Source organism: Thorsellia anophelis DSM 18579 (assembly GCF_900111395.1).
GTDB lineage: Bacteria > Pseudomonadota > Gammaproteobacteria > Enterobacterales > Thorselliaceae > Thorsellia > Thorsellia anophelis.
Map to the genome: position 1 here is coordinate 1 of NZ_FOHV01000018.1, position 26388 is coordinate 26388.

Genomic DNA, 26388 nt, shown 5'->3' on the forward strand with positions numbered 1-26388 from the left:
TCATCTGTTTTTGTCATATCTTGCGAGTGCCCACACAGATTGTCTGATAAATTGTTAAAGAGCGTTCGGTATATTGACCGAAGGTGTCGGGAAGTTTTTTTCTCATCGACAGGGCGCGTATTATACTCACCCAATTTAGCGTGTCAAGTTAATTTTTAAAATTATTTTAACTTTTCTCGCTACGATTGCGTTTAAATTTTGCTATTTTATTTCACGAAACTTAAATCAACCGCTTGTTGGCTCTATTTGTTTATTCTGTTAAGAATTTGCTTAGTGGCTAACAGGCGGCGAATTATAGGCGATAATTTTTATTGCGCAAGTCTTTTTTAAATAAAACGTATCATATGAGCAAAAAACAAACTAATTTAATGAAATTATTTCTAATATTATTTTTTATATGCAAAACTAAACTGTAAGTTATTGATATAAATCAATGTGAATCATCCGTGAAAATACAATATAATATTTGCATTATTAAAATTAATCATAGCAATTCTTCCATCTTTTCAGTTATTATTTTTAGCCATTGCGTTAGATGGTTTACAACATAGATATCCAAATTTTTAACATTTGTATTTTGAAGTGCAGCTTCTAATTTATAAAGTGTGCTTGGTGAAATATCTTTATGATGCACTTTTAAGATAAAAAAAACCATTTTCGAACCAAATACACTTAAATCATCATAAACTCTCACGCCTAACTCACATAAAATTCTTGCTAATTTTTGATCAATATTTGGCAGCATATTAACTCGCTTTTGCCGAAGATCTTTTTTACAATTTTCTTGATTCTGCCGTTTTACCGTTTGTATTATTAACTCAATGATTCTATCTTCACTAAAACCATGATCAACAAGACAAAATTTTGCCTCTTGTTTTTTCATACCCCAATAAGTATTGTATTCATCTTCCCAATTTCTTTTTCCCTTCTTTATTTTTGGTACAAAATTACACTCCAGTAATTCCAAATCAGATTGATATTTTTTTATATAGAGTTTATCAATAGTAAAAAAGGCTATTGATTGATCTAACAAATAAATTGTATACACATTAAAATTCTGTTTTATATATAAATCTTTATTTCTAAACATCGCTATTAGACTATACATGTATTCTATAAACATATTTTTAGATTTCACTGCTACAACCCCATTTAATCCATTTGTAGATTGACTACCTCTTTTTATGATAACCCATGATAAACGTTAATCATTCAGGTAAAGGTTACTATTTATCCACAAATAGTATCAAAAATTAAATAATATAAATCAACAAGGTATGCACTTTACGTTTATTTTACCTTTTCCTTTCGAAAATTTATCACTTGAGTTTTTATTTTATATAATTATACTGTATATATAAACAGTACTAGAAGAGGAAATGAACAATGAAATCATTAAAAAATATGAATGTATTTCAAAATACAAAGTTACCATTGCATTTAATACAATCTGACCAAGCTAGTAGTGAGCAAAACAAATTTGATACGCTAAGTATCAACACTAATAACTCTATTATTGAGCTTACTAATAAAAATGAAATTGAATTACTGCTGCCTTCTATTTTAAAAGCACTTTGTAACCAAAATAAATTTATCACAATTATAGGAGCACCTAGGAAGCTAGATAAAAATTGGTTTAAAAAAAATAATTTACCTCTAGATAAATTTATCCAAATTAACTCTGGATTACCTGATGTACAAACAATGCGTTTGACTTTGAGAGCATTAAGCAGTGGAAAGTCTAGTGGGGTAATTTCATGGTTATCTGACATATGCAAAGGACAGTTTGAACAGCTAGAGCAAGCTGCTTCTCATGGAGATTCTAAAGCAATAATACTTCCATTGATAGAAGGGCACCAATAGTTTTATCTAAGATTGTGCTGAATTATATAAGTTTCAGCACAATTTTAAATCTTAAGATATTGGTTTGTAGCCCTCTATCTGAATATCTTTTCCTTCAAATAAAAAATCAACCATTGCATTTTCAAGTAATTTTCTATGGTCGCTATTAGTCATTATTAATCTATTTTCATTAATTAGCATGGTCTGTTTTTGTTGCCAAAGTGCCCATGCCTCTGCAGATATTTCATTAAATATACGCTTGCCTAGCTCACCTGGATATAATTGAAATGTTAAACCTGGTGCTTCTCTTTTTAGGTAGGTGCATAAAATAACTCTAGACATTTGATCTCCTTTTTAATTCAAATAAGGACTATTCCTTAGTGCACCAATTATTTTTTCAACTGGTATAGGAATTCCAACTTCACTCGGTTTATCAAGATTATACCATATTACGTCATTCAAATTTTCAAATTCCAATTCTACATTTAATCTATCTAAATTAATTAAAATAGGCACTACTTCTAAATTAAAGTGAGTGAACACATGCTTAAAAGAGCTCATAAACTGGAATGCTTCTATCTGTTCATTTTTTTTAAATTTGAAACCTAGATTATCTAAAAATTCTAACACTTCTTTTTTTTCTGAAAACTGAAAAAAACTGTATAATCCCCCCCAAATGCCATTATCAGGTCTCTTTTTTAAAGCAACTGAATTATATTGATCTTTAAAATTTTTATCTTTACATGTATTTTTTGCCAATACTAAAAACCACTCAATTTTATTTGGTTTATCTTTTTTAGGCTTTTTAGACGGGTAATTATTCCAATCATAATTAGCATAAGATAAGCACATACTTGATAACGGGCAAAAATCACAAGATGGTTTAGATCGTGTACAAATCAAAGCACCAAGATCCATCATAGCTTGATTATATTTAGCTACTGACATTTTTGGGGTCAATTTTTCACTTAATCTCCATAACTGTTGCTCTATACTCTTATTCCCAGGCCAACCTTCAATATGAAAAACTCTAGCAAGTACCCTCTTAACATTACCATCTAAAATTGGAAAATGTTTATTCATAGATAGTGATAATATCGCACCTGCAGTTGAGCGACCTATACCTGGTAACTCAATAACACCATCAAATTCGGTTGGAAACTGCCCATTATATCGAGCCATAATTTGATTAGCAGCTTTATGCAAATTCCTTGCCCTTGCATAATAACCAAGACCAGTCCAAAGATGTAACACTTCGTCAATAGGCGCATTTGCTAGCTTTTCAATTGTCGGAAATTTATTGATAAAACGTTCAAAGTAACCTATGACAGTAACAACTTGGGTTTGCTGAAGCATAACTTCAGATACCCAAACATGATAAGGTGTTTTTTCAATTTGCCATGGCAATGTTTTACGTCCACTTTTATCGTACCATTTTATAACTTTGTCAGAAAACTCCATTTCTAGTTTAAATTGCACTTATTTAACCTCCAAAACAACACCTGTTTCGATATGTTCGGTATACGGAAATTGATCAAAAAGAGCAATATTTTTAATATAATGTGATTGGGTAAGATAGGCTAAATTATCAACAAGTGTATTGGGATTACATGAAATATAGATTATTTTAGAGTAACCTTGGATCATTTGTAATGATTTTTGATCTAATCCACTTCTTGGTGGATCAACAAGGATAGTATTACAATCCTTATAATCACTCAAATCTATCCCTGATAATCGCTTAAAAACTCGTTCACCATTGATAGCTTGCGTGAACTCTTCTGCAGAAAGGCGAATGATGTTGACATTTTTTATTTGATTCACTGCAATATTATATTGCGCTGCTTGAACTGAAGATTTAGCTATTTCAGTCGCAAGCACAGATCTAAAATTGTCTGCTAATGCAAGCGAAAAATTCCCATTACCACAATATAACTCTAATAATGATCCTTGACTATTTAATGTTACTGATCTTGCCCATTGCAACATTTTCTGATTAATTACAGCATTAGGTTGAGTAAAACTATTTTCAACTTGTCTATAAATTAATGGTTTATCATCTAATACGAACACCTCATCAATATAATCATGATTAAACTTCATTTTTTGTTTATGGGCTCTTCCAACTATCTCTATATCAAATCCATCTCTATTCAATGATCTTTTCATTATTTCAATAGCAGCAGCCCATTCATCTGTAAGAGGTTTATGGTATAATAAAGAAACCAATAACTTACCACTTTGGGTAGATAAATAATCTATTTGAAATAGCCTAAACCTTAAAATTAAATTATCTTTCAAATAACTTATCATAACTGGCATTATTTGGTTTATAAGCTTACTTGCAACTGGGTATTGGTCTAATTTGATCCTGGATTTAGTTTTTTTATCAAACATGATATGAAATATATCATTTCCCTCATGCCAAATGCGAAATTCTGCTCTCATCCTATAATGAGAAACAGGGGACTCAAAAAGTTCAATATCAGGAGTGCCAAAGTCTTCAAGCAAAACCTGTAGCTTTTCTTTTTTATCACTTAATTGTTGTTGATATAATTCAATTGGTAGTTTCTCAAAATTCATTTAAATTAAGCCTTTATAGCAAAGTATTACAAAAAAAATATAAATTATTCATAACCAAAAAGATTTCTAATGAAATTAGATAATCATAAAACAAATATCGAAATCAGCTTTTAAATTAAGCTGATACTTTGATAAAGGTTGATTCAAAATTAGCATATAGTAAACTAGAATCAATTATGATGTCTCTATAGTATACGTGACAGTAAGTAAAAATCGAAATTAGATTTCTCAGTCTAAACATAATTAGGTTTTACAGATATTGGTTTGACATTTAAAAATTTCTGTACGCTATGATAGCTTTGATCCAAAACCATCATAGCTCTAAAAAGGTGATTATATGAATTTAAATATATGCAATCTAGATGACTATAAGCTTATTCAAGTAAGCGGATTAGAAGCAAAAAAATATCTGCAGGGTCAATTAACTTTGGATATGGATAATTTAGCCACAGATCGACATTATTTAACAGCCCACTGCGATCCAAAAGGTAAAGTTTATGCAGTTTTACGCATTTGGCAAATCAGAGAAGATGTCTTCTATTATTTAATCCCAAGCAATTTGCTAGAAAAGCAACTAACTGAATTAAAAAAATATGCTGTTTTTTCAAAAGTAAGTTTTACTGTTATGGATGATATTCTCTTGAATGCCTTATTATTTAATGATAAAGCTTCGATAGAACAATTTATTTTAAAAAACAATCTAAAATCACTTTTGGAAAAGGATATAAGTCATAATTTATCTAGGTCCATCCTGATAAATTTAGAACATAATACAACTTATCTTATATTAGAGGATGAGTTGACTATAATTAGTATAACTGGCAACAAACAAGATCCATTAATTAATACAGAGAACCAGAGCGTTTTTAAGCGCGTTAACGTACCATCTTCATATTGGTACTCTAAGTTAATAATTAGAGGAGAACCTTTAATTACTAACGAAACAACACAGCAATTTATTCCACAAGCTCTTAACTTACAATCACTTGATGCAATAAGTTTCACTAAAGGTTGCTATACAGGTCAAGAGATGGTTGCAAGAGCTAAGTATCGTGGTGCAAATAAACGAGCTCTTTATAGTTTGATAGGAAAAGGAAAAATATCCAATCTTGAAATAGGTTCATCTGTGGAAATTCAATTAGAAGACAACTGGCGTGAAACTGGCGCAATATTAGCTTATTCCCAAATAGAAGAAGAAGTATACCTACAAGTAGTCATGAGTAATAGCATTCAAAAAGAAACTCTTTTTAGATTGCCAAATCAACCTCAAATCATCTTTTCTATTTTACCACTACCTTATGAAATTGAAATTTGAGTTTCATTTCTCTTAAATTCAAAACTAATCAATCTACCTGGAATATTAAAGACATTAATATACCAGTTAGATTGATTTAATTAAATTATTTTCGATTCAAATAATTATAAATTAAAACAAATATCTTACGCCAAATACATACTCATGATTACGTAGCTGAGCCCTTAGTTGTTCGTCTTGAATTCCCCTAGCATTGCCAAATAAATTATAGCCACTTTGTACATTACCCATATCTACATATCGATACCCCAAATCAAACGAGAGTTGTTGAATTTGCTCTGGCGTATAATTAACCCCAGCTCCAACTGCATAAGTTAAATTATGATCTCGTTGTACTTCGTAACGACGGGAAGGGTTACCTTGCCAACCCTCAGATTTAACTCTACTCACACCTATGCCTGCTGTACCATATAAACCAAATCCAGCTCCTATACCTATATCTCTGTAAGCATTCACCATCATTCTTTCAGAACGAATATCATGATGATTAAAACTAGTTGGAAAAGCCGTTGAACCACTTGTATAGTGCCCTGTTGTAGGGAAGGTGTATTCAAGCTCAGTACGCCAACCATTTCCTACTTGATAACCTGCTGCAATAGAACCTGTAACAGCACTTTTTTTCTCGTTACCTCTAACAAATGCACCTATTCCAGGTCTTGCACTCAAATTCATATTATCAGCACGTTGATCTTGATAACCAAGCTTACCTGATGCATAGTATCCTGTTGGTACATCGGCAGCCATCACTCCATTAACAATCCCAAACGTAACAACGCTAAGGGGTAAAACCATTAATCCAAATTGAATTTTTTTCATACCTTTCATTCCTTTAAAAAGTAAATTAAACACATTTTATTTTTACAACAATTGATGAATACAACATCAATCTAAAAATTAGCGTCAATACCGAGCTAAAAATGATTTAGGATAAGACTTAAGATTCGACACTTTTCATCATTTTATTTAATGCCAAACTTGCACATTCATGATCTAAATGACCACCAGGTGCACCTCCTACCCCAACAGCACCAACAATATCAGCACCGATTATAATTGGTAATCCACCACCTAATAAAAGCAAGCCTGGAATATTAACCAAATTTTGTGCACCTTGATTTTTACTAGCATTTTCCATAACAAGAAGAGATGGAGATTGAGTTGTAAGTGCAGTAAATGCTTTCATTTGACTTGCGGTAATAGTATGTGGTCCTGCTTTATCCATTCTTTCAATTGTTTTTACATTCCCACCAGCATCAATGACAGTAACTGCAACTTGATAACCAGCCTCAGAACAAGATTCAATTACATTTGTAGTTAATTCTTTAGCAAAAGATAAAGTAATATTTTTCTGTTCCATAAAATTTTTAGCTGGACTTATTAAGCTAAAACTTATTAAAGCGCTAAATGTTAAAATTTTAAATCTCATCACTAAAGCTCCTTCAGAATAAATACTTTCTCAAGTCAAATAGTTATAAAGAGCTAAACGCTCGATATAGATAGGCACTTTAACGATTTATAAGAATGAAACGTATCCGTATTACTACAGAATTAAGACAGTAGTTTTACGTTATTTTTACTTTAAAAGATAATTTTTATTAATTTTTCGGAAATTTGATTGCACTTACTGGCTGAGTTTGGGGGAATGAGTAGATTAAAAGGGCGATCAGGCAGCAAAAAATATAGTATATAACCAGATGCTCGACTTTTTGTTGCATAATTTTTAGGGATACGGCATAACTTACAACTAATTAAGACTGCAATCATAATTGGGAGTAAAATCATCGCTACTATTTATGCTTAAATATAATACTGAACAAATATGGAAATCCTCTAAGAGCAAAAGGATTCAAGCCCAAACTTTCAGATAGTGAAGTTATGACAATTAGGGTAATTGGTAAATTATGCACTATTGATAGTTCGGTAAGGATTTGGAGATACATTAAAAAGCATTGGAATGATTTGTTTCTAAGTATCCCTTTCCGTAGTCAGCTTGCCAAACATTGGCAAAATCTTTGGTTTGTTAAGCAAAAAAATTGTAAAAACTTAATTTGTTAGGGGATTTTTTTTATATTATTGAATGATTTCCAATTGTTGTTTTGTCGTAACAAACACATTATTTAACAAAGAACATGGCCAGTCTACTTTAAACATTGTAGATCTCGTATTTTAAAAAGTCGAGCACCGCGTTAAGTAGATTAATTTGCAACCATTTCTTTTTCAATCAGTAACATAAGGATATGGATAACTTTAATATGTATTTCTTGTGTACGATCTGCATAACCAAAATGGGGAACTCTGATTTCTATATCTGCACTACCATCCATTTTTCCGCCATCTTTTCCAGTAAGAGTAATGACTTTAATTTCTTTTTCACGAGCAGCTTTTATCGCTTGAATGATATTTTCTGAATTTCCCGAAGTTGATATTGCTAATAACACATCACCTTGCTTGCCTACTCCTTCTATAAAACGAGAAAAAATATAATTATATCCAAAATCATTACTAACACATGATATATGGCTTACATCTGAAATAGCAATTGCAGGGTAGGCTGGTCTATTTTCTCTATATCGTCCCGTAAGCTCTTCTGCAAAATGCATGGCATCACAATGAGAGCCTCCATTTCCACAAGACATTACCTTACCACCACTTTTAAAACTATCAGCTATCATAATAGCGGCTTGTTCAATCATCTGTAAATTATTTTTATCAGACATAAAAGCAGTTAATACATTTGCTGCTTCAGTTAATTCAGCTTCGATAATATTTTGATATTGCATATTAATCTCCTTATCAAAATAAACAACGTGTGATCCATCATAAAAAAATAAAATAATTATTGTTGATTTAATTGATTATACAAAGCAATCGCTTCTTCATGAACCTTAATTTTACTTGCAATCAAATTAATTAACTGATTGTACCCTTCAGCTTGTTCTGCTGTTTTAAAATTTGGCTTTCCTTCAATATAATTAACACTATCCTTATAAGCAATCAAATAATTTCCCAATGAATTGACTTCTCTAGTTAAATCAATAATGCTATCTACTTGCAAAAGGACTGGATTAGCTCTATCTTCAATAATTTTTTTGTAAGCTGCTTCATATACAACTTTTAAATCACTAGGGTAAACAGCATCTTTAATGGATTGATCTGCTTTATTTTTTAATTTTTCAATATCACTTTTTAAAAAAAATATTTTTGCTAAATCATCGCTTAAAAGCGGTTGAGCCGTTGCATAATCTTCTGGAGCTTTGATGCTTCCTAAGTGTTCTATCATAGGATTAAAACTTGTTTGAATTGTTTGGTTAAATCCTTCTGAAAAATTTTTTAAAACAAGATAATCATTTGCATAATTTCCAATTTTATTTTTTTGATCTTCACTTAATTGAGGTAACGTATTACCTGCTCTCATAACTGTATTTTCTAAATAATCTATAAATGCTTTTCTATGTTCTACTTCAGGATCGCTACAAGCACTCAATAACGTCAAAGATAAGAGCATTACAAAAAAAACAATGTATCGATTAAAAAATAAACGGTTTTTCATGACTATTTTATCCATTTCTTAATACCTCACAATACCCTCGGCAAGGTAAACATGCCAAAGATATAAATTTATTGCAACAATGAAATATCTGCTATTTTTAAAAATAGCTCACGCAATTGATTAAGTAATCTTAATCGATTAGTCTTAATATCTATATTTTCATCCATAACAAGCACATTATCAAAAAAATCATCAACATTTTCGCGTAGTTCAGCTAATTTTTCTAAAGCTAATTGGTAATCATTTTTCTCGAAAAGTGGTATGAGTTCATCTTTTATAACGACTAAATGTGTCGCTAATCTAGTTTCTTGCATGGATTGATAAAGAGCTGCTTGTGGCCCTTCTGACAAATCCACTTCAGATTTAGCTAATATATTCGATACTCTTTTATTCGCTGCAGCCAAAGCATTTGCAGCATCTAATGATCTAAAATAAGTAACAGCTTTTACACGCTTATCAAAATCCACAGGAGCAGTGGGTTTTCTCGCAAGTACAGATTGGATAGTATCTATTGCGTAACCAGCATCTTGGTACCAAGATCTGAATCTGCCTAACATAAATTCAATAATCTCATCTTTTGCTTTTTTATTAGTCAGTTTATCCCCATATAAATCTATTGCTTGTTGAGACAATATAGATAAATCTAATGGCAATTCTTTTTCAACAATAATTCTAAGTATACCTAATGATGCACGTCTTAAGGCAAAAGGATCTTTATCTCCTTTAGGATGTTGTCCTATGCCAAATATACCAGCTAAAGTATCCATTTTTTCAGCAATTGCTACAGAAGAAGCTATCAATGTTTTAGGTAGGTCATCGCCTGCAAATCTAGGTTGATACTGCTCTTTAATTGCAATTGCAACTTCCTCATTTTCGCCATCAAAACGAGCATAATGCATTCCCATTACACCTTGTGTTTCAGTGAATTCAAATACCATATTAGTCAATAAATCACATTTTGAAAGCAAACCTGCACGGTAGGCAAGTTCAGGATCCGCACCTATTTTTTCTGCTATAGTCTTAGATAAAATAGCTATTCTCTCACTTTTGTCTTTAAGTGACCCTAATTGCTGTTGAAAAAGAACGGTTGATAGTCTTGGTAACCTATCAATTAATTTTTGTTTGCGATCAGTGTTGAAGAAAAATTCTGCATCTGATAGCCTTGGTCGAACAACTTTTTCATTTCCTTCAATAATTTGACTAGGATCTTTAGATTCGATATTGGTGACAAAAATGAAATTAGGTAATAATTCTTTACTTTCCTTATGATAGACTGGAAAATACTTTTGATCACCTTTCATAGTATGAACTAATGCTTCTGCTGGTACCGCTAAAAATTTCTCTTCAAATTTAGCAGTTAAAATAACAGGCCACTCAACTAAAGAGGTCACTTCTTCTAAGAGTGAATTAGATATATCAGCAATACCGCCTAGCGCATCGGCTGCTTTTTTTACTTCTTGCTCAATTAAATTTTTACGTTTCTCATAATCAACTAAAACAGAACCCTTTTCCAAAAGCTCACGTTCGTAGTCATTTGCATGTTTAAGTTCAAATTCAGATGCCCCCATAAATCGATGGCCTCTAATTACTCTATTTGATGATAAACCCAACACTTCTCCTGATATAATCTCATCATCTAATAACATGGTTAAAGTGTGCACTGGTCTCACAAATTGTGTATCACTATTTCCCCAACGCATTAATTTAGGGATAGGTAAACTATTTAACGCTTTTGTAACCATGTCAGGTATAAGATCTGATGTTTTAGCACCTTTTACAGTTGCTTTATGAATAAGCCATTCACCTTTATCAGTTTTGACTATTTTTGCATCTTTAATGTCAATACCACAGCCTTTTGCCCATCCTAATGCTGCTTTAGAAGGATTACCATCTTGATCATAAGCTTGACTGATAGCTGGTCCTTTCTTTTCAATTTCTCTATCACCTTGAGCTTTACTAATTTTATCAACGAGTAAAGCTAATCTTCTTGGACTTGCATACCAAGTAACTTGTTCATGATTGATCTCAGCGTCATCTAGCATAATCTTAAAATTTTCAGAAAATGCAGTTGCTAACGTTTTTAATGCTTTTGGAGGTAACTCTTCAGTACCTAGTTCTATCAGTAAAGTTGCATGTTGATTCATAGTTAATTTATCATTACTTTTATTTAGAGACATTATTTGAGCCTCGACGAAGATGTTTATTTATCCATAAATAACTTAAAATTTAAGTTTATTTCTGGCAAAGTGGGAATCCTAATGCTTCTCTAGATGCATAGTAAGCTTCAGCGACCGATTTAGTTAACGTCCTAATTCTTAAAATATAACGTTGCCTTTCTGTCACAGAAATAGCTTTACGTGCATCAAGTAAGTTGAATGTATGCGCTGCTTTTAATATTCTTTCATAAGCAGGTAATGGTAATGGATTTTCTAAAGATAATAACTTTTGTGCTTCTTTTTCATATTCTTCAAAGCAGTAAAATAAAAAATCTACATTCGCATATTCAAAATTATAGGTTGATTGCTCAACTTCATTTTGATGGTAGATATCGCCATAAGTTGTTTTACCAAATGGACCATTATTCCAAACAAGATCGTAAACGCTATCTACCCCTTGAATATACATAGCTAAGCGCTCTAAACCATACGTTATTTCTCCAGTAACTGGTTTACATTCAAGACCACCAACTTGTTGAAAATAAGTAAATTGTGTTACTTCCATTCCATTTAGCCAAATTTCCCATCCTAATCCCCATGCTCCTAGTGTTGGATTTTCCCAATTATCTTCTACAAATCTTATATCGTGGATTAGTGGGTCAATCCCTAATGCTCTTAAAGACCCAAGGTAGAGTTCTTGAATATTATCAGGTGAAGGCTTCAAAATGACTTGGAATTGATAATAATGCTGAAGCCGGTTAGGATTTTCACCATAACGACCATCTGTAGGTCGTCTTGACGGTTGTACATAAGCTGCAGATATTGGTTCTGGTCCAAGCGCTCTTAAGCATGTAATAGGGTGTGATGTTCCAGCACCAACTTCCATATCAAGTGGTTGAACAATTGTGCATCCTTGTTGAGCCCAATAGTCTTGGAGAATAAGAATAAGGCCTTGAAATGTTTTTATATCAAATTTTTGCATAATAGTTTTATGATAACTTAAGGTGATTAACAATTAATTTGGTTACTCAAAAATTAGTACCCAAACAAAAAAGATTAGTATCGTAGTATCCTTAAAGTATAGCGTGTTAGTCAAAAAGTTTCAGATATTTTTATCAAAACATTTAAAAGATAGCAACAATGTGGCTTAAAAAATAGGTTAACAAACTGTTTATTAAAATAATTTATTAGTTTATGAGTTATTAGTGAAATTATTTAGTTAGAAAACAATTATTAATTATAACAATCACTTAATTGTATCTTATTTTTAATTTTAAGCTTATATATCAATAATTTAAATTAAGTTATAACTACACATTTTGATAACTTTATCACTTATTTTTTTCACTTAAAAATTTCATCACTTTATGTAAATCACGTGTTCTTGTCATTGAGGGTAAGCTTTTTATGAATTGACTACCATAGTGTTTTATTACTAATCTATTATCACAAATAATAATTACTCCATGATCTTGTGCATCTCTAATTAAACGGCCTACACCTTGTTTTAAAGTGATAATAGCCTCTGGTATTTGAATTTCTTCAAAAGCATTCAAACCTCTTAACATTGCATCTTCAATCTTAGCTTTTAATATCGGATCATCAGGAGATTGGAATGGGAGCTTATCAATAATAACACATGATAAAATATCTCCTTTTATATCAATACCCTCCCAAAAACTATTAGTTGCTAACAGTAATCCATTGCCAGATTCAATAAATTTTTCTAATAATTTGCTTTTACTCATTTCACCTTGTACGAAGAGAGTAAAGTTATTAATTGTTTTGCGAAATTCAACTGCAAGAGATTTTAACATTAGATGTGACGTACATAAGAAAAAACATCTTCCTCGATTCATTTCAATAATAGGTTTTAATATATTAACTAATTGATGAGCTGATTCTGAATGATTTTGAGCTAAAAGATATCTTGGCACATATAAAAGACTTTGATTTTGATAGTCAAATGGACTATCAAAAATTGCTGTTTTAGCTAATGTTAAGCCTATTTTATTATTAAAATACTGAAATGAATTATTTGTTGTTAATGTTGCAGAGGTAAATATCCAGCATCTCTTTTCTTTAAATACTAATTCATTAATCATAGGTGCTACGGATAATGGTGTACAAGCAAAAGTAAAGTTTGAACGATTGACTTCAAACCAATAGCTATAGCCTTGCATATTTGTTTGATTTAATTTATTTAAAAAATTTAATGCCTTATCTAATCGCTCATAACAGCTTTCTATCAATTCATTTCTAATTGAGATAGTTGAACAAACTTCTTTTGAAAAATTAAGTGCGTCTAATAGTTTATTAATTAATGGTTTGATTTCTTTGTGATTTTTTATTATATGAAAATTCCCTTTACTATTATCACCAAGTACTAGTCTTAATTGTTTAATTGTTTGTAGCAGATAATCTGAACTTGTTTGAAGTTGTTTTACATCTCTTAATTGTGTTCTATATGATAATTGTAAATCATCTGCAATGCTATAAAGCTGCTTACTAGATAACTGTTCTCCATAGTATTGACATGCTATATCAGGTACTTGATGTGCTTCATCAAAAATTAAAACATCCATATCAGGTATAATTTTTCCAAATCCATTTGTTTTTAAAGAAATATCTGCAAAAAAAAGATGATGGTTAACAATAACAACATTTGCATCTAATGCTCTTTTTCTGATTTGGTTAACAAAACAATCTTCATATCTAGGGCAACTAGCTCCTAAACAATTATCATTAGTGCTTGTTAAAAATGACCAAATAAAATTATCTTCAGTAATATCATAACATTGTGAAATATCACCTGTTGATGTGCTTATAGACCAGTTTTTAATTTGTACAATTGAGGATAAAAAAGTTTTATCGATTAGATTACTAGATTGCATATACTGGTCAAGTTTTTCTAAACAAAGGTAATTACTCCGGCCTTTTAGTAAAACTACATTTTGAATTTCTATAGCTTTATCATATGCTAAGCTTTCTTTTTTTAGTGCGTTTAGTATTAATGGTAAATCTTTATTAAATAATTGATCTTGTAAAGCCTTAGAACCTGTAGAGATTAAAATTTTTTGATTAGATCTTAATGCTGGTAATAAATACGCAAATGTTTTACCTATTCCTGTACCAGCTTCAGCAATTAGTATTGATTTACTTTGGATACTTTCAGCTATAAGTTCAGCTAAATCTGCTTGTGATTTTCTATGAATAAAATTTTCTATACTATGAGCTAGTAGTCCATTTTTAGAAAAATCTTGTAATATTAATCTTTTATAATTTTCCATCTCTTTCATACTAATTGAGTTAAGAGCCTATTTGTCAATTTAATATACTCCATATTGATTGTTTGTTTTACATTTTTTTGCTCAAACTTAAATTTAGTGAATTTGAATTTTTATATTACGTGCTATTATTTTTTTTAGTCTCTTAACTAATAGTATTTATATCTTTTTTCTTTTTTTATTTTTACTACTATTACATAGATGAAAAACTGTTGATAAGCATATTTTTTTATTTTAATACATAAGGTTAATAGAGTTAAATGTTGTCGATAAACTGTGGTTGTATCCTGCCAAAAGCTGTGGGTAAAATAGCTATTTATCCACAGATTGATAATCACATCGACTTATTCATCATTTATAAAAGAGTTATACATGAGATTAAAGGTAGTTACCCCCAAGCAAACAGGTTAAAATTCATACAAAATCATTGACCTTATTTTTATGTATAAATATTGTATATCATGATATTAAAGGTGTTAATAATCTGTGAGAAAAAATACTTGAATGGGCTTCTGTTGATAACTTGCTTAGTTATACATCAGTTATTATAGGTTTATATTGTCATTATTAACAAGATTTAATGTATATAATCTAATTGTTTTTATAGTAAAAAAATCACTTATGCACAGAAAATGATAAAGGTAATAACAAAAATAATAAAAAAGAAAAATACTTTAAAATAGTTAAACAGTTCTATTTTTCAAATTGTATAAGAAAAAATCTAAATAACAAAAATTGTTCAATAAGTGATCTTGATAAAATTTTCATAAGACTTAGTGCTTAATTTCCTAACGTAGTGTATATTTCAAGGCTAAAATTAAGTACTTAAAAATCATGCTTATTTTTTTAAAATATTGATAAATAAAATATTATACACAATTTGATTGATTTTTATACAAGTTTATTTTAAAGCTAACTTATTTTTAATTAACCAGAATGTATATAAAACCGAAGGATAAAAAGAATGCTTTACCCAGAAAAATTTGATGTCATCGTTGTAGGTGGAGGTCATGCAGGTACTGAAGCTGCAATGGCCAGTGCAAGGATGAAACTAAAAACTTTACTTTTAACTCATAATATAGACACATTAGGTCAAATGTCTTGTAATCCAGCAATTGGTGGAATAGGTAAAGGTCATTTAGTTAAAGAGATCGATGCAATGGGTGGGTTAATGGCAAAAGCTATTGATCATGCTGGTATACAATTTAGGATTCTCAATAGCAGTAAAGGTCCAGCTGTAAGATCTACTAGAGCACAAGCAGATAGAGTTTTATATAAACAATACATAAGACAAGCATTAGAAAATCAAGAAAATCTCATTATTTTTCAACAACCTGTTGATGACATTATAATAGAAAATGATATCGTAACAGGTGTAAAAACTCAGATGGGTTTAATTTTTTCTACTAAAACAGTAGTATTAACTGTTGGAACATTTTTAAATGGTAAAATTCATATTGGAATGGAAAACTATAGTGGTGGTAGAGCTGGTGATCCACCTGCTATTACATTAGCAAATAGATTAAGGGATTTAAATTTAAGAACGGATAGACTCAAAACAGGGACACCACCAAGAATTGATGCTAGAACAATTGATTTTAGCAAGTTAGGTATTCAAGGTGGAGATGATCCCTTACCTGTTTTTTCTTTCATGGGTAATGTTAACCAGCACCCACAACAAATGCCATGCTATATTACGCACACAAATAATAAAACCCATGATGTAATAAGAGAAAATTTAGATAGAAGTCCTATGTATGCTGGTGTAATTGAAGGTGTAGGAGCAAGATATTGTCCTTCAATTGAAGATAAAATAATGCGTTTTGCAGATAAAGATTCCCATCAAGTATTCTTGGAACCAGAAGGATTAACCAGCAATGAAATTTATCCTAATGGTATCTCTACAAGCTTACCTTTTGATGTTCAATTCAAAATCGTACGTTCATTACCAGGCTTAGAAAATGCAAATATTATGAGACCTGGTTATGCAATTGAATATGATTATTTTGATCCAAGAGATTTAAAACCATCTTTAGAAAGTAAGTTTATACATGGTTTATTTTTTGCAGGCCAAATTAACGGAACGACTGGATATGAAGAAGCAGCTGCACAAGGGTTAGTTGCTGGTATCAATGCTGGACGTTATGCACAAAATATGGAAGCTTGGATAGTAAAACGTGATCAAGCTTACATTGGAGTATTAGTAGATGATTTATGCACACTAGGAACTAAAGAACCCTACCGTATGTTTACATCAAGAGCCGAATATAGACTAATGCTTAGAGAAGATAACGCTGATTCTCGTTTAACACCTATTGCTAAAGAAATGGGGTTAGTAGATGAAAATAGATGGCAGAGTTTTAATGAAAAAATGGAATCAATAGAAAAAGAAAAATCAAGAATAAAATCAATATTGATCCATCCAGCAATGAAAGATATTGAAACGTTTAACTCATTACTTTCAGCTCCATTGAGTAAAGAAGCAACAGGTGAGGAACTATTAAGAAGACCAGATATGACTTATGATAAATTAACAAGTCATGCTTACTTTTCACCAGCTGTTGAGAACCAACATGTTAGAGAACAAGTTGAAATACAAGCAAAATATCAAGGGTATATTGTGCGTCAAATGGAAGAAATAGAAAGGCAAGATAGAAATGAAAATACTCCTTTACCCATTGATATAGACTACAATTTAATTAAAGGATTATCAAAAGAAGTTATTAGCAAATTGAATGAACATAAACCTGTATCAATAGGTCAAGCATCAAGAATTTCAGGTATTACACCTGCTGCAATTTCTATTCTTTTAGTCTGGCTTAAAAAAAATAGTGAGATAAGAAAAAATTTAGGAAAAGCTAACATAAATAATTAATAAGAGATTTTGCTCGTGAGAGAAACACTAATCAAATTGCTACTAGAAGCTAAAATACAATCCACAGACCAACAAATTGATCAGTGGATTACTTATGTACATTTGCTCGACAAATGGAACAAAGCCTATAATTTAACATCAGTCCGTAATCCACTCGAAATGTTAAGTAAACATATTGTTGATAGTTTATTAATTACACCCTATTTAGTTGGTAAGAGGATGATTGATGTTGGCACAGGCCCTGGCTTACCAGGGATTGTTCTTGCAATTTTTTTTCCAGATAAGAAATTTGTTTTATTAGATAGTTTAGGTAAACGAATTCGTTTTTTAACTGAAACTGTTAATCAGCTAAAATTAAATAATGTACAAATAATTCACTCTAGGGTTGAGTTATATCAACCAGATGAACTTTTTGATGGCATCATTAGTCGCGCATTTGCATCTCTGAATGATATGATTAATTGGTGTTATCACTTATCTGCACCTAGTGGTGTTTTTTATGCAATGAAAGGGACTTTACCAACTGATGAAATTGAAAAAATAGAATCCAAAGATTTTATTGTGACTGAAAAGATTATGCTAAATTTACCTGGGAGTAATGTTGAAAGACATTTAATCAAAATAATTAAAAAAGTGATCTAGATCACATAAATTTAATATCTAATTAAGTGGTTTTATAAAAAAGTGATGAAAATTTTATCAAAATGCTAAAATTTAGATAAAAAAATGGTAAAAGTCATCATTTTTAAAGATTAAGCGTTGAATTCATACCAATCAAACGTATAATTCACGAAATTTAAGTAAAGTTATAGATATGGCTAAATATTAACCTGTTAATAACTTATTTTAAGGTAAATTTATGTCTAACTTATTTTATCTAAAAAATAGCATAATCAACTTTGCCTTAGCTAGTATTGCATCACTTTTGTTATCATTTTATGAGATTAATTGGGGGTTAGCATTTATAATTGGTGCATTAGCTTATATAACTCCAAATGTAATTTTTTTTACATTAGCGTGGCTAGGTGATGTAAACCAAACCATTATAAAGGGTATTGCAATACGTTATTTTGTAATGATTTTTATTAAGTATTTGATAATTGTTGTTTTATTTGGTTTTAGTTTGGGTTTTTTTGGTTTTCCTCTATTACCACTATTAGCGGGATATTTTGCTTCATTACTGTATCAAGTGCTTTATGCACTATTCGCTAAACAAACTGCAATATGATTTATGGTTTAGTAATATTAACATTAACATATTAATATAAAAGGTTATTTAAGTATGGCGTCTGTAATTGAAACTCCTCAAGATTATATTGAGCATCACCTTAAACACCTTACGGTGGGAGAAGGATTTTGGTCAATTAATATTGACTCAATGTTCTTTTCTATTTTAACTGGATTATTGTTTATTTGGGTATTTAGGCTAGTTGCTAAACGAGCTACCTCTGGAGTACCAGGTAAACTACAATGTGCAATAGAAATGATTGTTGGTTTTGTTGATAACAATGTAAAAGATATGTATCGTGGCAAAAGTAAAGTTATTGCTCCATTAGCACTTACTGTTTTTGTCTGGGTACTATTGATGAACGCATTGGATTTAATCCCAATTGATTTTATCCCACATTTAGCAACATTAAGTGGATTACCTGCCTTAAGAATTGTACCAACGGCAGATGTGAATGTTACTATGTCTATGGCATTTGGCGTATTTTTCTTAATTATTTTTTATAGTATAAAAATGAAAGGTGCGCTTGGATTTGCAAAAGAGCTTACACTGCAACCTTTCAATCATCCTATTTTTATTCCAATTAACTTAGTGCTTGAAGTTGTTGCTCTTGTATCAAAACCAATTTCTTTAGGACTTCGTCTATTTGGAAACATGTACGCTGGTGAATTGATTTTTATCCTTATTGCAGCATTGTTACCTTGGTGGTCACAATGGTTGTTAAGTTTGCCTTGGGCAATATTTCATATATTGATTATTACGCTTCAGGCATTTATCTTTATGGTGTTAACGATAGTTTACCTATCGATGGCATCGGAAGAGCATTAATCTAAGTTAGAATATTAATATCATTCTATGGTTATAATCATTAAAAAACAATAGTTTGGTAGTGTTTCTTTCTTTGAGTTTTGGTTTTTTACTTTTGGTTTTATTTTTCTTTTAACATTAACTTTTGGAGATTTTCATGGATACTATCTATTACGTTGTGGCAGTAATGCTTGGTTTAGCAGCTGTTAGTGGTGCTATCGGTATTGCCATCGTTGGCGCAAAATTTATTGAAGGTTCAGCTCGTCAACCTGATCTTGTTCCACTTTTGCGTACTCAATTTTTTATCGTAATGGGTCTTGTTGATGCGATTCCTATGATTACAGTTGGTATTGCACTTTATGTTCTTTTCGTTGTTGCACCTGGTTTCCCAATTCCAGGCGTTGCTTAATTCTTATTTAACAATAAGCAAGTCTTAGCGTTAATTAAAAATATAAATTAAGCAAAGTTAGTGACAATGTTTTTTAAACATTGTCTTAAGACAATATTGGATAATCATTAAGCAACGATAAATGAGGTAGTTCCTTGTGGATATAAATTTAACAATCCTCGGTCAAGCTATATGTTTTTTCTTGTTTGTTTTGTTCTGTATGAAGTTTGTCTGGCCACCGATTATAGGTGCCATAGAAAAACGCCAGAAAGAAATAGCTGATGGACTTGCGTCTGCTCAGCAAGGCAAAAAAGAGATGGAACAAGCGAAGGCTGATGTGAACGATCAAATCAATAAAGCTAAAGCGGAAGCATTAGTGATTGTTGAGCAAGCGAATAAACGTCGTGCGCAAATTATTGATCAAGCTAGATTAGAAGCTGAAGATGAGCGCAGTAAAATACTGCAGCAAGCTAAAGCAGAAGTTGAAGCTGAACGTGCAAAAGCAAAAGATGAATTACGTAAGCAGGTTGCTAGATTAGCAATAGCTGGTGCTGAAAAAATTATTGAACGCTCAATAGATGAATCAGCAAATAGCGATATTGTTGATAAACTTGTTGCTGAACTTTAAGGAGGATGGGGCATATGTCTGATTTTACAACGATAGCCCGGCCTTATGCAAAAGCTGCATTTGATTTTGCACTTGAAAAAAAGAGTGCAGGTGATGTGCAAGCCATTACGCACTGGGAATCTATGTTAAATTTTGCAATGGAAGTTGCACAAAATGACCAGATAGCTCAGATGCTAACAGGCTCTCTCTCTTCTGAGGAGTCAGCAAATTTGTTCATCAATATTTGTGGCGACACGCTTTGTGAATCTGGTAAAAATTTAATTAAAGTCATGGCTGAAAACCGCCGTTTACTCGCTCTTCCAGAAGTTTTTGCTCAATTTATTGAAATGAAAACTGAATATGAAGGAACGATTGATGTTGAAGTGATAGCGATAAATAAATTAAGTGCATCTCAGGAAGAATCAATTATATCTTCTATGCAGAAGCGGTTATCACGTAATGTAAAATTACATTGTAAAATTGACACATCAATTATGGGCGGGCTAATCATACGTGCTGGTGATTTAGTCATTGATAGTAGTATTCGTGGACGATTAAATCGTCTGACCGATGTCTTACAGTCTTAAGGGGACTGAAGTATGCAACTGAATTCCACAGAAATTAGTGAACTGATCAAACAAAGAATTGCTCAGTTCAATGTCGTGAGCGAAGCACGCCATGAAGGAACCATTATTTCTGTAAATGATGGGATTATCCGTATTCATGGCCTAGCGGATGTAATGCAGGGTGAAATGATTGCCCTTCCTGGTAATAGTTATGCAATAGCTCTGAATCTTGAAAGAGATTCAGTTGGTGCTGTTGTAATGGGACCTTATTCTGATCTTGCTGAAGGGATGAAAGTCCAATGTACTGGTCGTATTTTAGAGGTACCGGTAGGGCGCGGATTATTAGGTCGTGTTGTTAATACATTGGGTTTACCAATAGATGGTAAAGGTGCAGTTGAAAATGATGGTTTTTCTCCTGTTGAAGTGATAGCTCCAGGCGTTATTGATCGCCAATCAGTTGATGAACCTGTGCAAACAGGTTATAAATCAGTTGATGCTATGATTCCAATTGGACGTGGTCAACGTGAATTAATCATTGGTGATAGACAAACAGGTAAAACAGCATTAGCAATTGATGCAATCATCAATCAGAGAGATTCTGGCATTAAATGTATATATGTTGCAATTGGACAAAAAGCTTCTACTATTTCAAATGTAGTGCGTAAGTTAGAAGAGCATAACGCTTTATCAAATACTATTGTTGTTGTTGCATCTGCGTCTGAATCAGCAGCTTTACAATACTTAGCGCCTTACGCGGGTTGTGCGATGGGTGAGTATTTCCGTGATCGCGGTGAAGATGCATTGATTGTATACGATGACTTGTCAAAACAAGCAGTTGCCTACCGTCAAATTTCATTATTACTTCGTCGCCCACCTGGTCGTGAAGCGTTTCCTGGAGATGTTTTTTATCTTCATTCGCGTTTACTTGAGCGTGCAGCACGTGTTAATGTTGAATATGTTGAAAAATTCACTAAAGGTGAAGTCAAAGGTAAAACTGGTTCTCTAACAGCATTACCAATTATTGAAACTCAGGCTGGTGATATTTCTGCTTTTGTACCAACGAATGTTATTTCCATTACTGATGGTCAAATATTCTTTGAAACAAATTTATTTAATTCTGGTATTCGTCCAGCAGTTAATCCTGGTATTTCTGTTTCTCGTGTTGGTGGTGCAGCTCAAACTAAGATTATCAAGAAGCTTTCAGGTGGAATTAGAACCGCCCTTGCACAATACCGTGAATTAGCTGCTTTTGCTCAATTTGCATCTGATCTTGATGATGCAACTCGTAAACAGTTAGATCATGGGCAAAAAGTAACAGAGCTATTGAAACAAAAACAATATGCGCCAATGTCTGTTTCTAAGCAAGCTATCTTATTATATGCAGCTGAAAAAGGCTTTTTAGATGATATTCCAGTTGATAAAATCGTACCTTTTGAAGAAGCTTTAATGCAATATATCGATACTGCTCATGCTGACTTTATGGCTGAATTAGATAAAACAGGCAATTACAATGATGAGATTGAAGCTAAATTTAAATCAATCTTAGAATCTTGTAAGCAATCGGCTAACTGGTAAAGTTTAGAATGCGTTAAGTACATGCTACTAGCGCATTTAAATTATTTTTAAGTCTTAAGGATAGGCAATTATGGCTGGAGCAAAAGAGATACGTTCTAAAATTGCAAGTGTGAAAAATACTCAAAAAATCACAAAAGCAATGGAAATGGTAGCTGCTTCTAAAATGCGTAAATCACAAGATCGCATGGCTGCTGGTCGCCCTTATGCTGAAATGATTCGTAACGTTATCAATCATGTTGTTAAAGGTAATCTTGAATACAAACACCCATATCTAGAAACTCGCTCACAAAAAAGGGTTGGTTATATTATTGTTTCTACTGATAGAGGGCTTTGCGGCGGATTAAATGCAAATTTATTCAAAGCTGTATTGATTGATATTAATGAGAAAATTTCTCAAGGCATCAAGGTTGATCTAGCTTTGATTGGTTCTAAAGCTGTTAGTTTCTTTAGTTCTATCAAAGCAAATATTGTTGCTCAGAACACAGGGCTTGGTGATGCGCCTACATTAAATGATTTGCTTGGATTAATTCAGGTGATGATTAAAAAATTTGATGAAGAAAAAATTGATAGTGTGTATTTAGCACATAATCATTTTGTCAACACCATGTCTCAAGAAGCTAAAGTAACTCAGTTATTACCAATTTTACCATCTGAAGAAATAGATTATAAATCAATTAAATCAACCCCATGGGATTATCTCTATGAGCCTGATCCTAAAATGTTATTAGATTTATTGATTCGTCGTTATATTGAATCTCAGGTATATCAAGGTGTTGCTGAAAATTTAGCAAGTGAACAAGCTGCAAGAATGGTAGCAATGAAAGCTGCAACAGATAATGCTGGTGAAATGATTAAAGAGCTTCAATTAGTTTATAATAAAGCTCGCCAAGCAAGTATCACGCAAGAATTAACTGAAATTGTGTCAGGTGCCTCAGCGGTTTAAGGCTGATATTGATTAGCCTTGACAAAATTAACGCAAATATTTAGAGGGTAGAAAATGGCTACTGGAAAAATTATCCAGATTATAGGCGCTGTAGTTGATGTTGAATTCCCACAGGATTCAGTTCCAAAAGTTTTCAACGCGCTTGAAATCGAAGGTTTTACAGAGAGATTAATTTTAGAAGTACAACAACAATTAGGTGGTGGTGTTGTTCGTTGTATCGCTATGGGTACTTCGGATGGTTTACGCCGTGGTTTAGTTGTTAAAGATTTAGGTCATGCTATTGAAGTACCAGTAGGAACTGAGACATTAGGTCGTATTATGAATGTTCTTGGTGATCCTATCGATATGAAAGGACCTATTGGTGAAAAAGAACGCTGGGGAATTCATCGTGCTGCGCCAAGTTATGAAGAACTTGCTAACTCTCAAGAGCTATTAGAGACAGGTATTAAAGTTATTGATTTAGTTTGTCCTTTTGCTAAGGGTGGTAAAGTAGGTCTGTTTGGTGGTGCGGGCGTTGGTAAAACAGTTAACATGATGGAGCTAATTCGTAATATAGCAATTGAGCATTCTGGTTATTCTGTATTTGCTGGTGTGGGTGAACGTACTCGTGAAGGAAATGATTTTTATCATGAAATGAATGATTCAAATGTTCTTGATAAAGTATCACTTGTGTATGGTCAAATGAATGAACCACCAGGAAATCGTCTGCGCGTTGCTTTAACAGGTCTTACAATGGCAGAAAAGTTCCGTGATGAAGGTCGTGATGTATTATTATTTGTTGATAATATTTATCGCTACACACTTGCAGGAACAGAAGTATCTGCATTATTAGGACGTATGCCATCAGCAGTAGGCTACCAACCTACACTAGCAGAGGAAATGGGCGCCTTACAAGAGCGTATTACGTCTACTAAGACAGGCTCAATTACCTCTGTACAAGCTGTATATGTTCCTGCTGATGACTTAACCGATCCATCACCCGCTACGACATTTGCTCACTTAGATGCAACAGTTGTATTGAGCCGTCAAATTGCTTCATTAGGGATTTATCCTGCAGTGGATCCACTTGACTCAACTAGCCGCCAATTAGATCCATTAGTTGTAGGCCAAGAGCATTATGATACAGCTCGTGGTGTTCAAACTATTTTACAAAGATATCAAGAACTCAAAGATATCATTGCAATATTAGGTATGGATGAACTATCTGAAGAAGATAAGTTAGTTGTATCTAGAGCTCGTAAAATTCAACGTTTCTTATCACAACCATTTTTCGTTGCTGAGGTATTTACAGGTTCCCCTGGTAAATATGTTCCTCTTAGCGAAACAATCAGAGGCTTTAAAGGTATTATGGAAGGTGAGTATGATAATATTCCCGAACAAGCCTTCTATATGGTTGGATCGATTGATGAAGTGTTAGAAAAAGCGAAAAAAATGTAATCGAAAAATGATGTAACGCCTATTGTAAAATCAATAGGCGTTGGAGAATATTATGGCAAAGACATTTTTATTGGATGTAGTAAGTGCTGAAGCATTGTTGTTTTCAGGACAAGTTCAAAGCATCCAAATTACTGGCAGTGAGGGTGAGTTAGGTATACGCCCTGAACATGCTCCTTTGCTTACAGCGATTAAGCCTGGTTTAGTGCGCATTGTGAAAGAAGATAATACTGAAGAGTTAGTATATCTTAGCGGTGGTATTTTAGAGGTACAACCTAAGCGTGTAATTGTTTTATCTGACGCTGCTATTTATGGTGAAGATATTGATGAGGAGCGTGCGCTTGCTTCTAAACAACGTGCTGAGGCACAATTGGCTAAAAATCAAAGTAGTGTGGATAATGCTGAAGCAGAGGCTCATCTTTCTAGAGCTCTTGCCAAGTTACGCGTAATTGAGCTGATTAAGCTCCAAGAAAATAAATCAAAAAGAAATAAGTAAATATATTGATCTAATGTTAAAAAAGCGCTCATTTGAGCGTTTTTTTTTGAGAAAAACTTCTATAAATTTAAGTTAATATTATGTGTTCTATGAAACCATAGTGATAATAGGTAATATAGATGAAGTAATTGTTATATTTTTTTTGTATAATCTACATCTAGGTTAGGTAAACAAACTTGTTTGCAGGATCTTTAATGGTGCATAATCTGACTTTTTATTGAGCATACAAAATGCAGGAGCGACTGAATGCCAGCTAAAGCTGATGAGTTAATTAAAGTTTTTAAAGCTATCTTAAAAGATGAAAAATTCTCTTCTCAAGGTGAGATTGTTATTGCATTACAACAAGCGGGTTTTGATAATATAAATCAATCAAAAGTTTCCAGAATGCTAACAAAATTTGGAGCCGTAAGAACTCGAAACGCAAAACAAGAAATGGTCTATTGCCTTCCTCAAGATGCAAGTGTGCCCGCAACATCAAGCCCATTAAAAAATTTGGTTTTAGATGTTGATTACAACGATTCTTTAGTTGTGATTCATACTAGTCCAGGTGCTGCTCAGTTAATTGCAAGATTATTAGATTCACTTGGTAAAAATGAAGGGATTTTAGGGAGTATTGCGGGCGATGATACTATTTTCACAACCCCTACCAAAAAAGTGAGTGTGAAAGAATTGTATCAATCAATATTAGTACTTTTTGATCAAGAGCTTTAGTACTAAATCATTAAATAATTGATAG

General features: G+C 32.2%; 25 protein-coding genes. 14 read left to right on the top strand and 11 right to left on the bottom strand.

Translation table 11 applies throughout. The annotated features are described in order from the left end of the window. Positions 1–484 precede the first annotated feature (484 nt). Positions 485–1138: a TfoX/Sxy family DNA transformation protein gene (locus tag BMW37_RS10185; RefSeq protein ID WP_093320572.1), complete on the bottom strand. Its 654-nt coding sequence runs from the start codon at positions 1136–1138 to the stop codon at positions 485–487. A 248-nt stretch (positions 1139–1386) separates the two neighbouring features. On the opposite strand from BMW37_RS10185, the gene BMW37_RS10190 reads away from it, so the two are divergent. Further along, positions 1387–1863, top strand: coding sequence for a SulA-like leucine-rich domain-containing protein (locus tag BMW37_RS10190; protein ID WP_093320575.1), 477 nt, complete (start codon positions 1387–1389; stop codon positions 1861–1863). A 51-nt stretch (positions 1864–1914) separates the two neighbouring features. Here the strand turns inward: BMW37_RS10190 and BMW37_RS10195 are convergent, their stop codons facing one another. The 3 genes from BMW37_RS10195 to trmA are packed head-to-tail and all read right to left on the bottom strand — an operon-like array spanning position 1915 to position 4425. Beyond that, positions 1915–2184, bottom strand: a complete 270-nt coding sequence (locus BMW37_RS10195) for an oxidative damage protection protein (protein WP_093320578.1) — start codon at positions 2182–2184, stop codon at positions 1915–1917. Positions 2185–2196: 12 nt separating this feature from the next. Then, the gene (gene mutY / locus BMW37_RS10200; RefSeq protein ID WP_093320690.1) at positions 2197–3303 is read right to left on the bottom strand and encodes an A/G-specific adenine glycosylase; all 1107 of its coding nucleotides are present in this window, start codon (positions 3301–3303) and stop codon (positions 2197–2199) included. An 18-nt stretch (positions 3304–3321) separates the two neighbouring features. Beyond that, positions 3322–4425, bottom strand: a complete 1104-nt coding sequence (gene trmA / locus BMW37_RS10205; RefSeq protein WP_093320581.1) for a tRNA (uridine(54)-C5)-methyltransferase TrmA — start codon at positions 4423–4425, stop codon at positions 3322–3324. Positions 4426–4762: 337 nt separating this feature from the next. Between trmA and ygfZ the strand changes: the two genes are divergently transcribed. After that, positions 4763–5740, top strand: a complete 978-nt coding sequence (gene ygfZ, locus BMW37_RS10210) for a tRNA-modifying protein YgfZ (protein ID WP_093320584.1) — start codon at positions 4763–4765, stop codon at positions 5738–5740. A gap of 111 nt (positions 5741–5851) precedes the next feature. Here the strand turns inward: ygfZ and BMW37_RS10215 are convergent, their stop codons facing one another. The 7 genes from BMW37_RS10215 to yoaA all read right to left on the bottom strand — a co-directional run bounded on the left by BMW37_RS10215 (position 5852) and on the right by yoaA (position 14736). Continuing rightward, a complete protein-coding gene (locus BMW37_RS10215; RefSeq protein ID WP_093320587.1) occupies positions 5852–6556 on the bottom strand; it encodes an outer membrane protein in 705 nt (234 codons plus the stop codon). A 118-nt stretch (positions 6557–6674) separates the two neighbouring features. Further along, the gene (locus BMW37_RS10220) at positions 6675–7166 is read right to left on the bottom strand and encodes a GlcG/HbpS family heme-binding protein (protein ID WP_093320590.1); all 492 of its coding nucleotides are present in this window, start codon (positions 7164–7166) and stop codon (positions 6675–6677) included. Positions 7167–7935: 769 nt separating this feature from the next. Continuing rightward, positions 7936–8520, bottom strand: a complete 585-nt coding sequence (gene lpcA / locus BMW37_RS10225; protein ID WP_093320593.1) for a D-sedoheptulose 7-phosphate isomerase — start codon at positions 8518–8520, stop codon at positions 7936–7938. A 56-nt stretch (positions 8521–8576) separates the two neighbouring features. Continuing rightward, the gene (locus tag BMW37_RS10230) at positions 8577–9305 is read right to left on the bottom strand and encodes a DUF3053 family protein (protein WP_093320595.1); all 729 of its coding nucleotides are present in this window, start codon (positions 9303–9305) and stop codon (positions 8577–8579) included. 53 nt (positions 9306–9358) lie between these two features. Then, the gene (gene glyS / locus BMW37_RS10235; RefSeq protein WP_093320691.1) at positions 9359–11434 is read right to left on the bottom strand and encodes a glycine--tRNA ligase subunit beta; all 2076 of its coding nucleotides are present in this window, start codon (positions 11432–11434) and stop codon (positions 9359–9361) included. An 88-nt stretch (positions 11435–11522) separates the two neighbouring features. Then, the gene (gene glyQ, locus BMW37_RS10240; RefSeq protein WP_093320597.1) at positions 11523–12428 is read right to left on the bottom strand and encodes a glycine--tRNA ligase subunit alpha; all 906 of its coding nucleotides are present in this window, start codon (positions 12426–12428) and stop codon (positions 11523–11525) included. 349 nt (positions 12429–12777) lie between these two features. Beyond that, positions 12778–14736: a DNA repair helicase YoaA gene (yoaA, locus tag BMW37_RS10245; RefSeq protein ID WP_245711057.1), complete on the bottom strand. Its 1959-nt coding sequence runs from the start codon at positions 14734–14736 to the stop codon at positions 12778–12780. A gap of 961 nt (positions 14737–15697) precedes the next feature. On the opposite strand from yoaA, the gene mnmG reads away from it, so the two are divergent. From mnmG to argR, 12 genes are all read left to right on the top strand, one after another. Beyond that, positions 15698–17608 (top strand): tRNA uridine-5-carboxymethylaminomethyl(34) synthesis enzyme MnmG, encoded by a 1911-nt coding sequence (gene mnmG / locus BMW37_RS10250; protein WP_093320600.1) that lies wholly within the window; start codon positions 15698–15700, stop codon positions 17606–17608. Positions 17609–17623: 15 nt separating this feature from the next. Beyond that, positions 17624–18250, top strand: a complete 627-nt coding sequence (gene rsmG / locus BMW37_RS10255; RefSeq protein WP_093320602.1) for a 16S rRNA (guanine(527)-N(7))-methyltransferase RsmG — start codon at positions 17624–17626, stop codon at positions 18248–18250. 217 nt (positions 18251–18467) lie between these two features. Further along, positions 18468–18836 (top strand): hypothetical protein, encoded by a 369-nt coding sequence (locus tag BMW37_RS10260; protein WP_093320606.1) that lies wholly within the window; start codon positions 18468–18470, stop codon positions 18834–18836. Positions 18837–18890: 54 nt separating this feature from the next. Next, positions 18891–19664, top strand: a complete 774-nt coding sequence (atpB, locus tag BMW37_RS10265; RefSeq protein ID WP_093320608.1) for a F0F1 ATP synthase subunit A — start codon at positions 18891–18893, stop codon at positions 19662–19664. A gap of 136 nt (positions 19665–19800) precedes the next feature. Next, positions 19801–20052, top strand: coding sequence for a F0F1 ATP synthase subunit C (gene atpE, locus BMW37_RS10270; RefSeq protein ID WP_093320611.1), 252 nt, complete (start codon positions 19801–19803; stop codon positions 20050–20052). Positions 20053–20188: 136 nt separating this feature from the next. After that, positions 20189–20659, top strand: a complete 471-nt coding sequence (gene atpF, locus BMW37_RS10275) for a F0F1 ATP synthase subunit B (protein ID WP_093320615.1) — start codon at positions 20189–20191, stop codon at positions 20657–20659. Positions 20660–20673: 14 nt separating this feature from the next. Beyond that, positions 20674–21225, top strand: coding sequence for a F0F1 ATP synthase subunit delta (gene atpH / locus BMW37_RS10280; protein WP_093320617.1), 552 nt, complete (start codon positions 20674–20676; stop codon positions 21223–21225). Positions 21226–21237: 12 nt separating this feature from the next. Next, a complete protein-coding gene (atpA, locus tag BMW37_RS10285) occupies positions 21238–22779 on the top strand; it encodes a F0F1 ATP synthase subunit alpha (RefSeq protein ID WP_093320619.1) in 1542 nt (513 codons plus the stop codon). A 70-nt stretch (positions 22780–22849) separates the two neighbouring features. Next, positions 22850–23722, top strand: a complete 873-nt coding sequence (atpG, locus tag BMW37_RS10290) for a F0F1 ATP synthase subunit gamma (RefSeq protein ID WP_093320622.1) — start codon at positions 22850–22852, stop codon at positions 23720–23722. Positions 23723–23776: 54 nt separating this feature from the next. Further along, positions 23777–25159 (top strand): F0F1 ATP synthase subunit beta, encoded by a 1383-nt coding sequence (gene atpD / locus BMW37_RS10295; RefSeq protein WP_093320624.1) that lies wholly within the window; start codon positions 23777–23779, stop codon positions 25157–25159. A 52-nt stretch (positions 25160–25211) separates the two neighbouring features. Further along, positions 25212–25652, top strand: a complete 441-nt coding sequence (locus tag BMW37_RS10300) for a F0F1 ATP synthase subunit epsilon (protein ID WP_093320627.1) — start codon at positions 25212–25214, stop codon at positions 25650–25652. Between the two features lie 246 nt (positions 25653–25898). Next, positions 25899–26363 (top strand): transcriptional regulator ArgR, encoded by a 465-nt coding sequence (argR, locus tag BMW37_RS10305; RefSeq protein WP_093320629.1) that lies wholly within the window; start codon positions 25899–25901, stop codon positions 26361–26363. Positions 26364–26388 lie beyond the last annotated feature (25 nt).

Excerpts from the sequence above, each read along its gene's own strand:
- BMW37_RS10190 (WP_093320575.1), top strand. The coding sequence starts at position 1,387 with ATGAAATCATTAAAAAATATGAATGTATTTCAAAATACAAAGTTACCA.
- BMW37_RS10195 (WP_093320578.1), bottom strand. The coding sequence starts at position 2,184 with ATGTCTAGAGTTATTTTATGCACCTACCTAAAAAGAGAAGCACCAGGT.
- mutY (WP_093320690.1), bottom strand. The coding sequence starts at position 3,303 with ATGGAGTTTTCTGACAAAGTTATAAAATGGTACGATAAAAGTGGACGT.
- trmA (WP_093320581.1), bottom strand. The coding sequence starts at position 4,425 with ATGAATTTTGAGAAACTACCAATTGAATTATATCAACAACAATTAAGT.
- ygfZ (WP_093320584.1), top strand. The coding sequence starts at position 4,763 with ATGAATTTAAATATATGCAATCTAGATGACTATAAGCTTATTCAAGTA.
- BMW37_RS10215 (WP_093320587.1), bottom strand. The coding sequence starts at position 6,556 with ATGAAAAAAATTCAATTTGGATTAATGGTTTTACCCCTTAGCGTTGTT.
- BMW37_RS10220 (WP_093320590.1), bottom strand. The coding sequence starts at position 7,166 with ATGAGATTTAAAATTTTAACATTTAGCGCTTTAATAAGTTTTAGCTTA.
- lpcA (WP_093320593.1), bottom strand. The coding sequence starts at position 8,520 with ATGCAATATCAAAATATTATCGAAGCTGAATTAACTGAAGCAGCAAAT.
- BMW37_RS10230 (WP_093320595.1), bottom strand. The coding sequence starts at position 9,305 with ATGGATAAAATAGTCATGAAAAACCGTTTATTTTTTAATCGATACATT.
- glyS (WP_093320691.1), bottom strand. The coding sequence starts at position 11,434 with ATGAATCAACATGCAACTTTACTGATAGAACTAGGTACTGAAGAGTTA.
- glyQ (WP_093320597.1), bottom strand. The coding sequence starts at position 12,428 with ATGCAAAAATTTGATATAAAAACATTTCAAGGCCTTATTCTTATTCTC.
- yoaA (WP_245711057.1), bottom strand. The coding sequence starts at position 14,736 with ATGGAAAATTATAAAAGATTAATATTACAAGATTTTTCTAAAAATGGA.
- mnmG (WP_093320600.1), top strand. The coding sequence starts at position 15,698 with ATGCTTTACCCAGAAAAATTTGATGTCATCGTTGTAGGTGGAGGTCAT.
- BMW37_RS10260 (WP_093320606.1), top strand. The coding sequence starts at position 18,468 with ATGTCTAACTTATTTTATCTAAAAAATAGCATAATCAACTTTGCCTTA.
- atpB (WP_093320608.1), top strand. The coding sequence starts at position 18,891 with ATGGCGTCTGTAATTGAAACTCCTCAAGATTATATTGAGCATCACCTT.
- atpE (WP_093320611.1), top strand. The coding sequence starts at position 19,801 with ATGGATACTATCTATTACGTTGTGGCAGTAATGCTTGGTTTAGCAGCT.
- atpH (WP_093320617.1), top strand. The coding sequence starts at position 20,674 with ATGTCTGATTTTACAACGATAGCCCGGCCTTATGCAAAAGCTGCATTT.
- atpA (WP_093320619.1), top strand. The coding sequence starts at position 21,238 with ATGCAACTGAATTCCACAGAAATTAGTGAACTGATCAAACAAAGAATT.
- atpG (WP_093320622.1), top strand. The coding sequence starts at position 22,850 with ATGGCTGGAGCAAAAGAGATACGTTCTAAAATTGCAAGTGTGAAAAAT.
- atpD (WP_093320624.1), top strand. The coding sequence starts at position 23,777 with ATGGCTACTGGAAAAATTATCCAGATTATAGGCGCTGTAGTTGATGTT.
- BMW37_RS10300 (WP_093320627.1), top strand. The coding sequence starts at position 25,212 with ATGGCAAAGACATTTTTATTGGATGTAGTAAGTGCTGAAGCATTGTTG.
- argR (WP_093320629.1), top strand. The coding sequence starts at position 25,899 with ATGCCAGCTAAAGCTGATGAGTTAATTAAAGTTTTTAAAGCTATCTTA.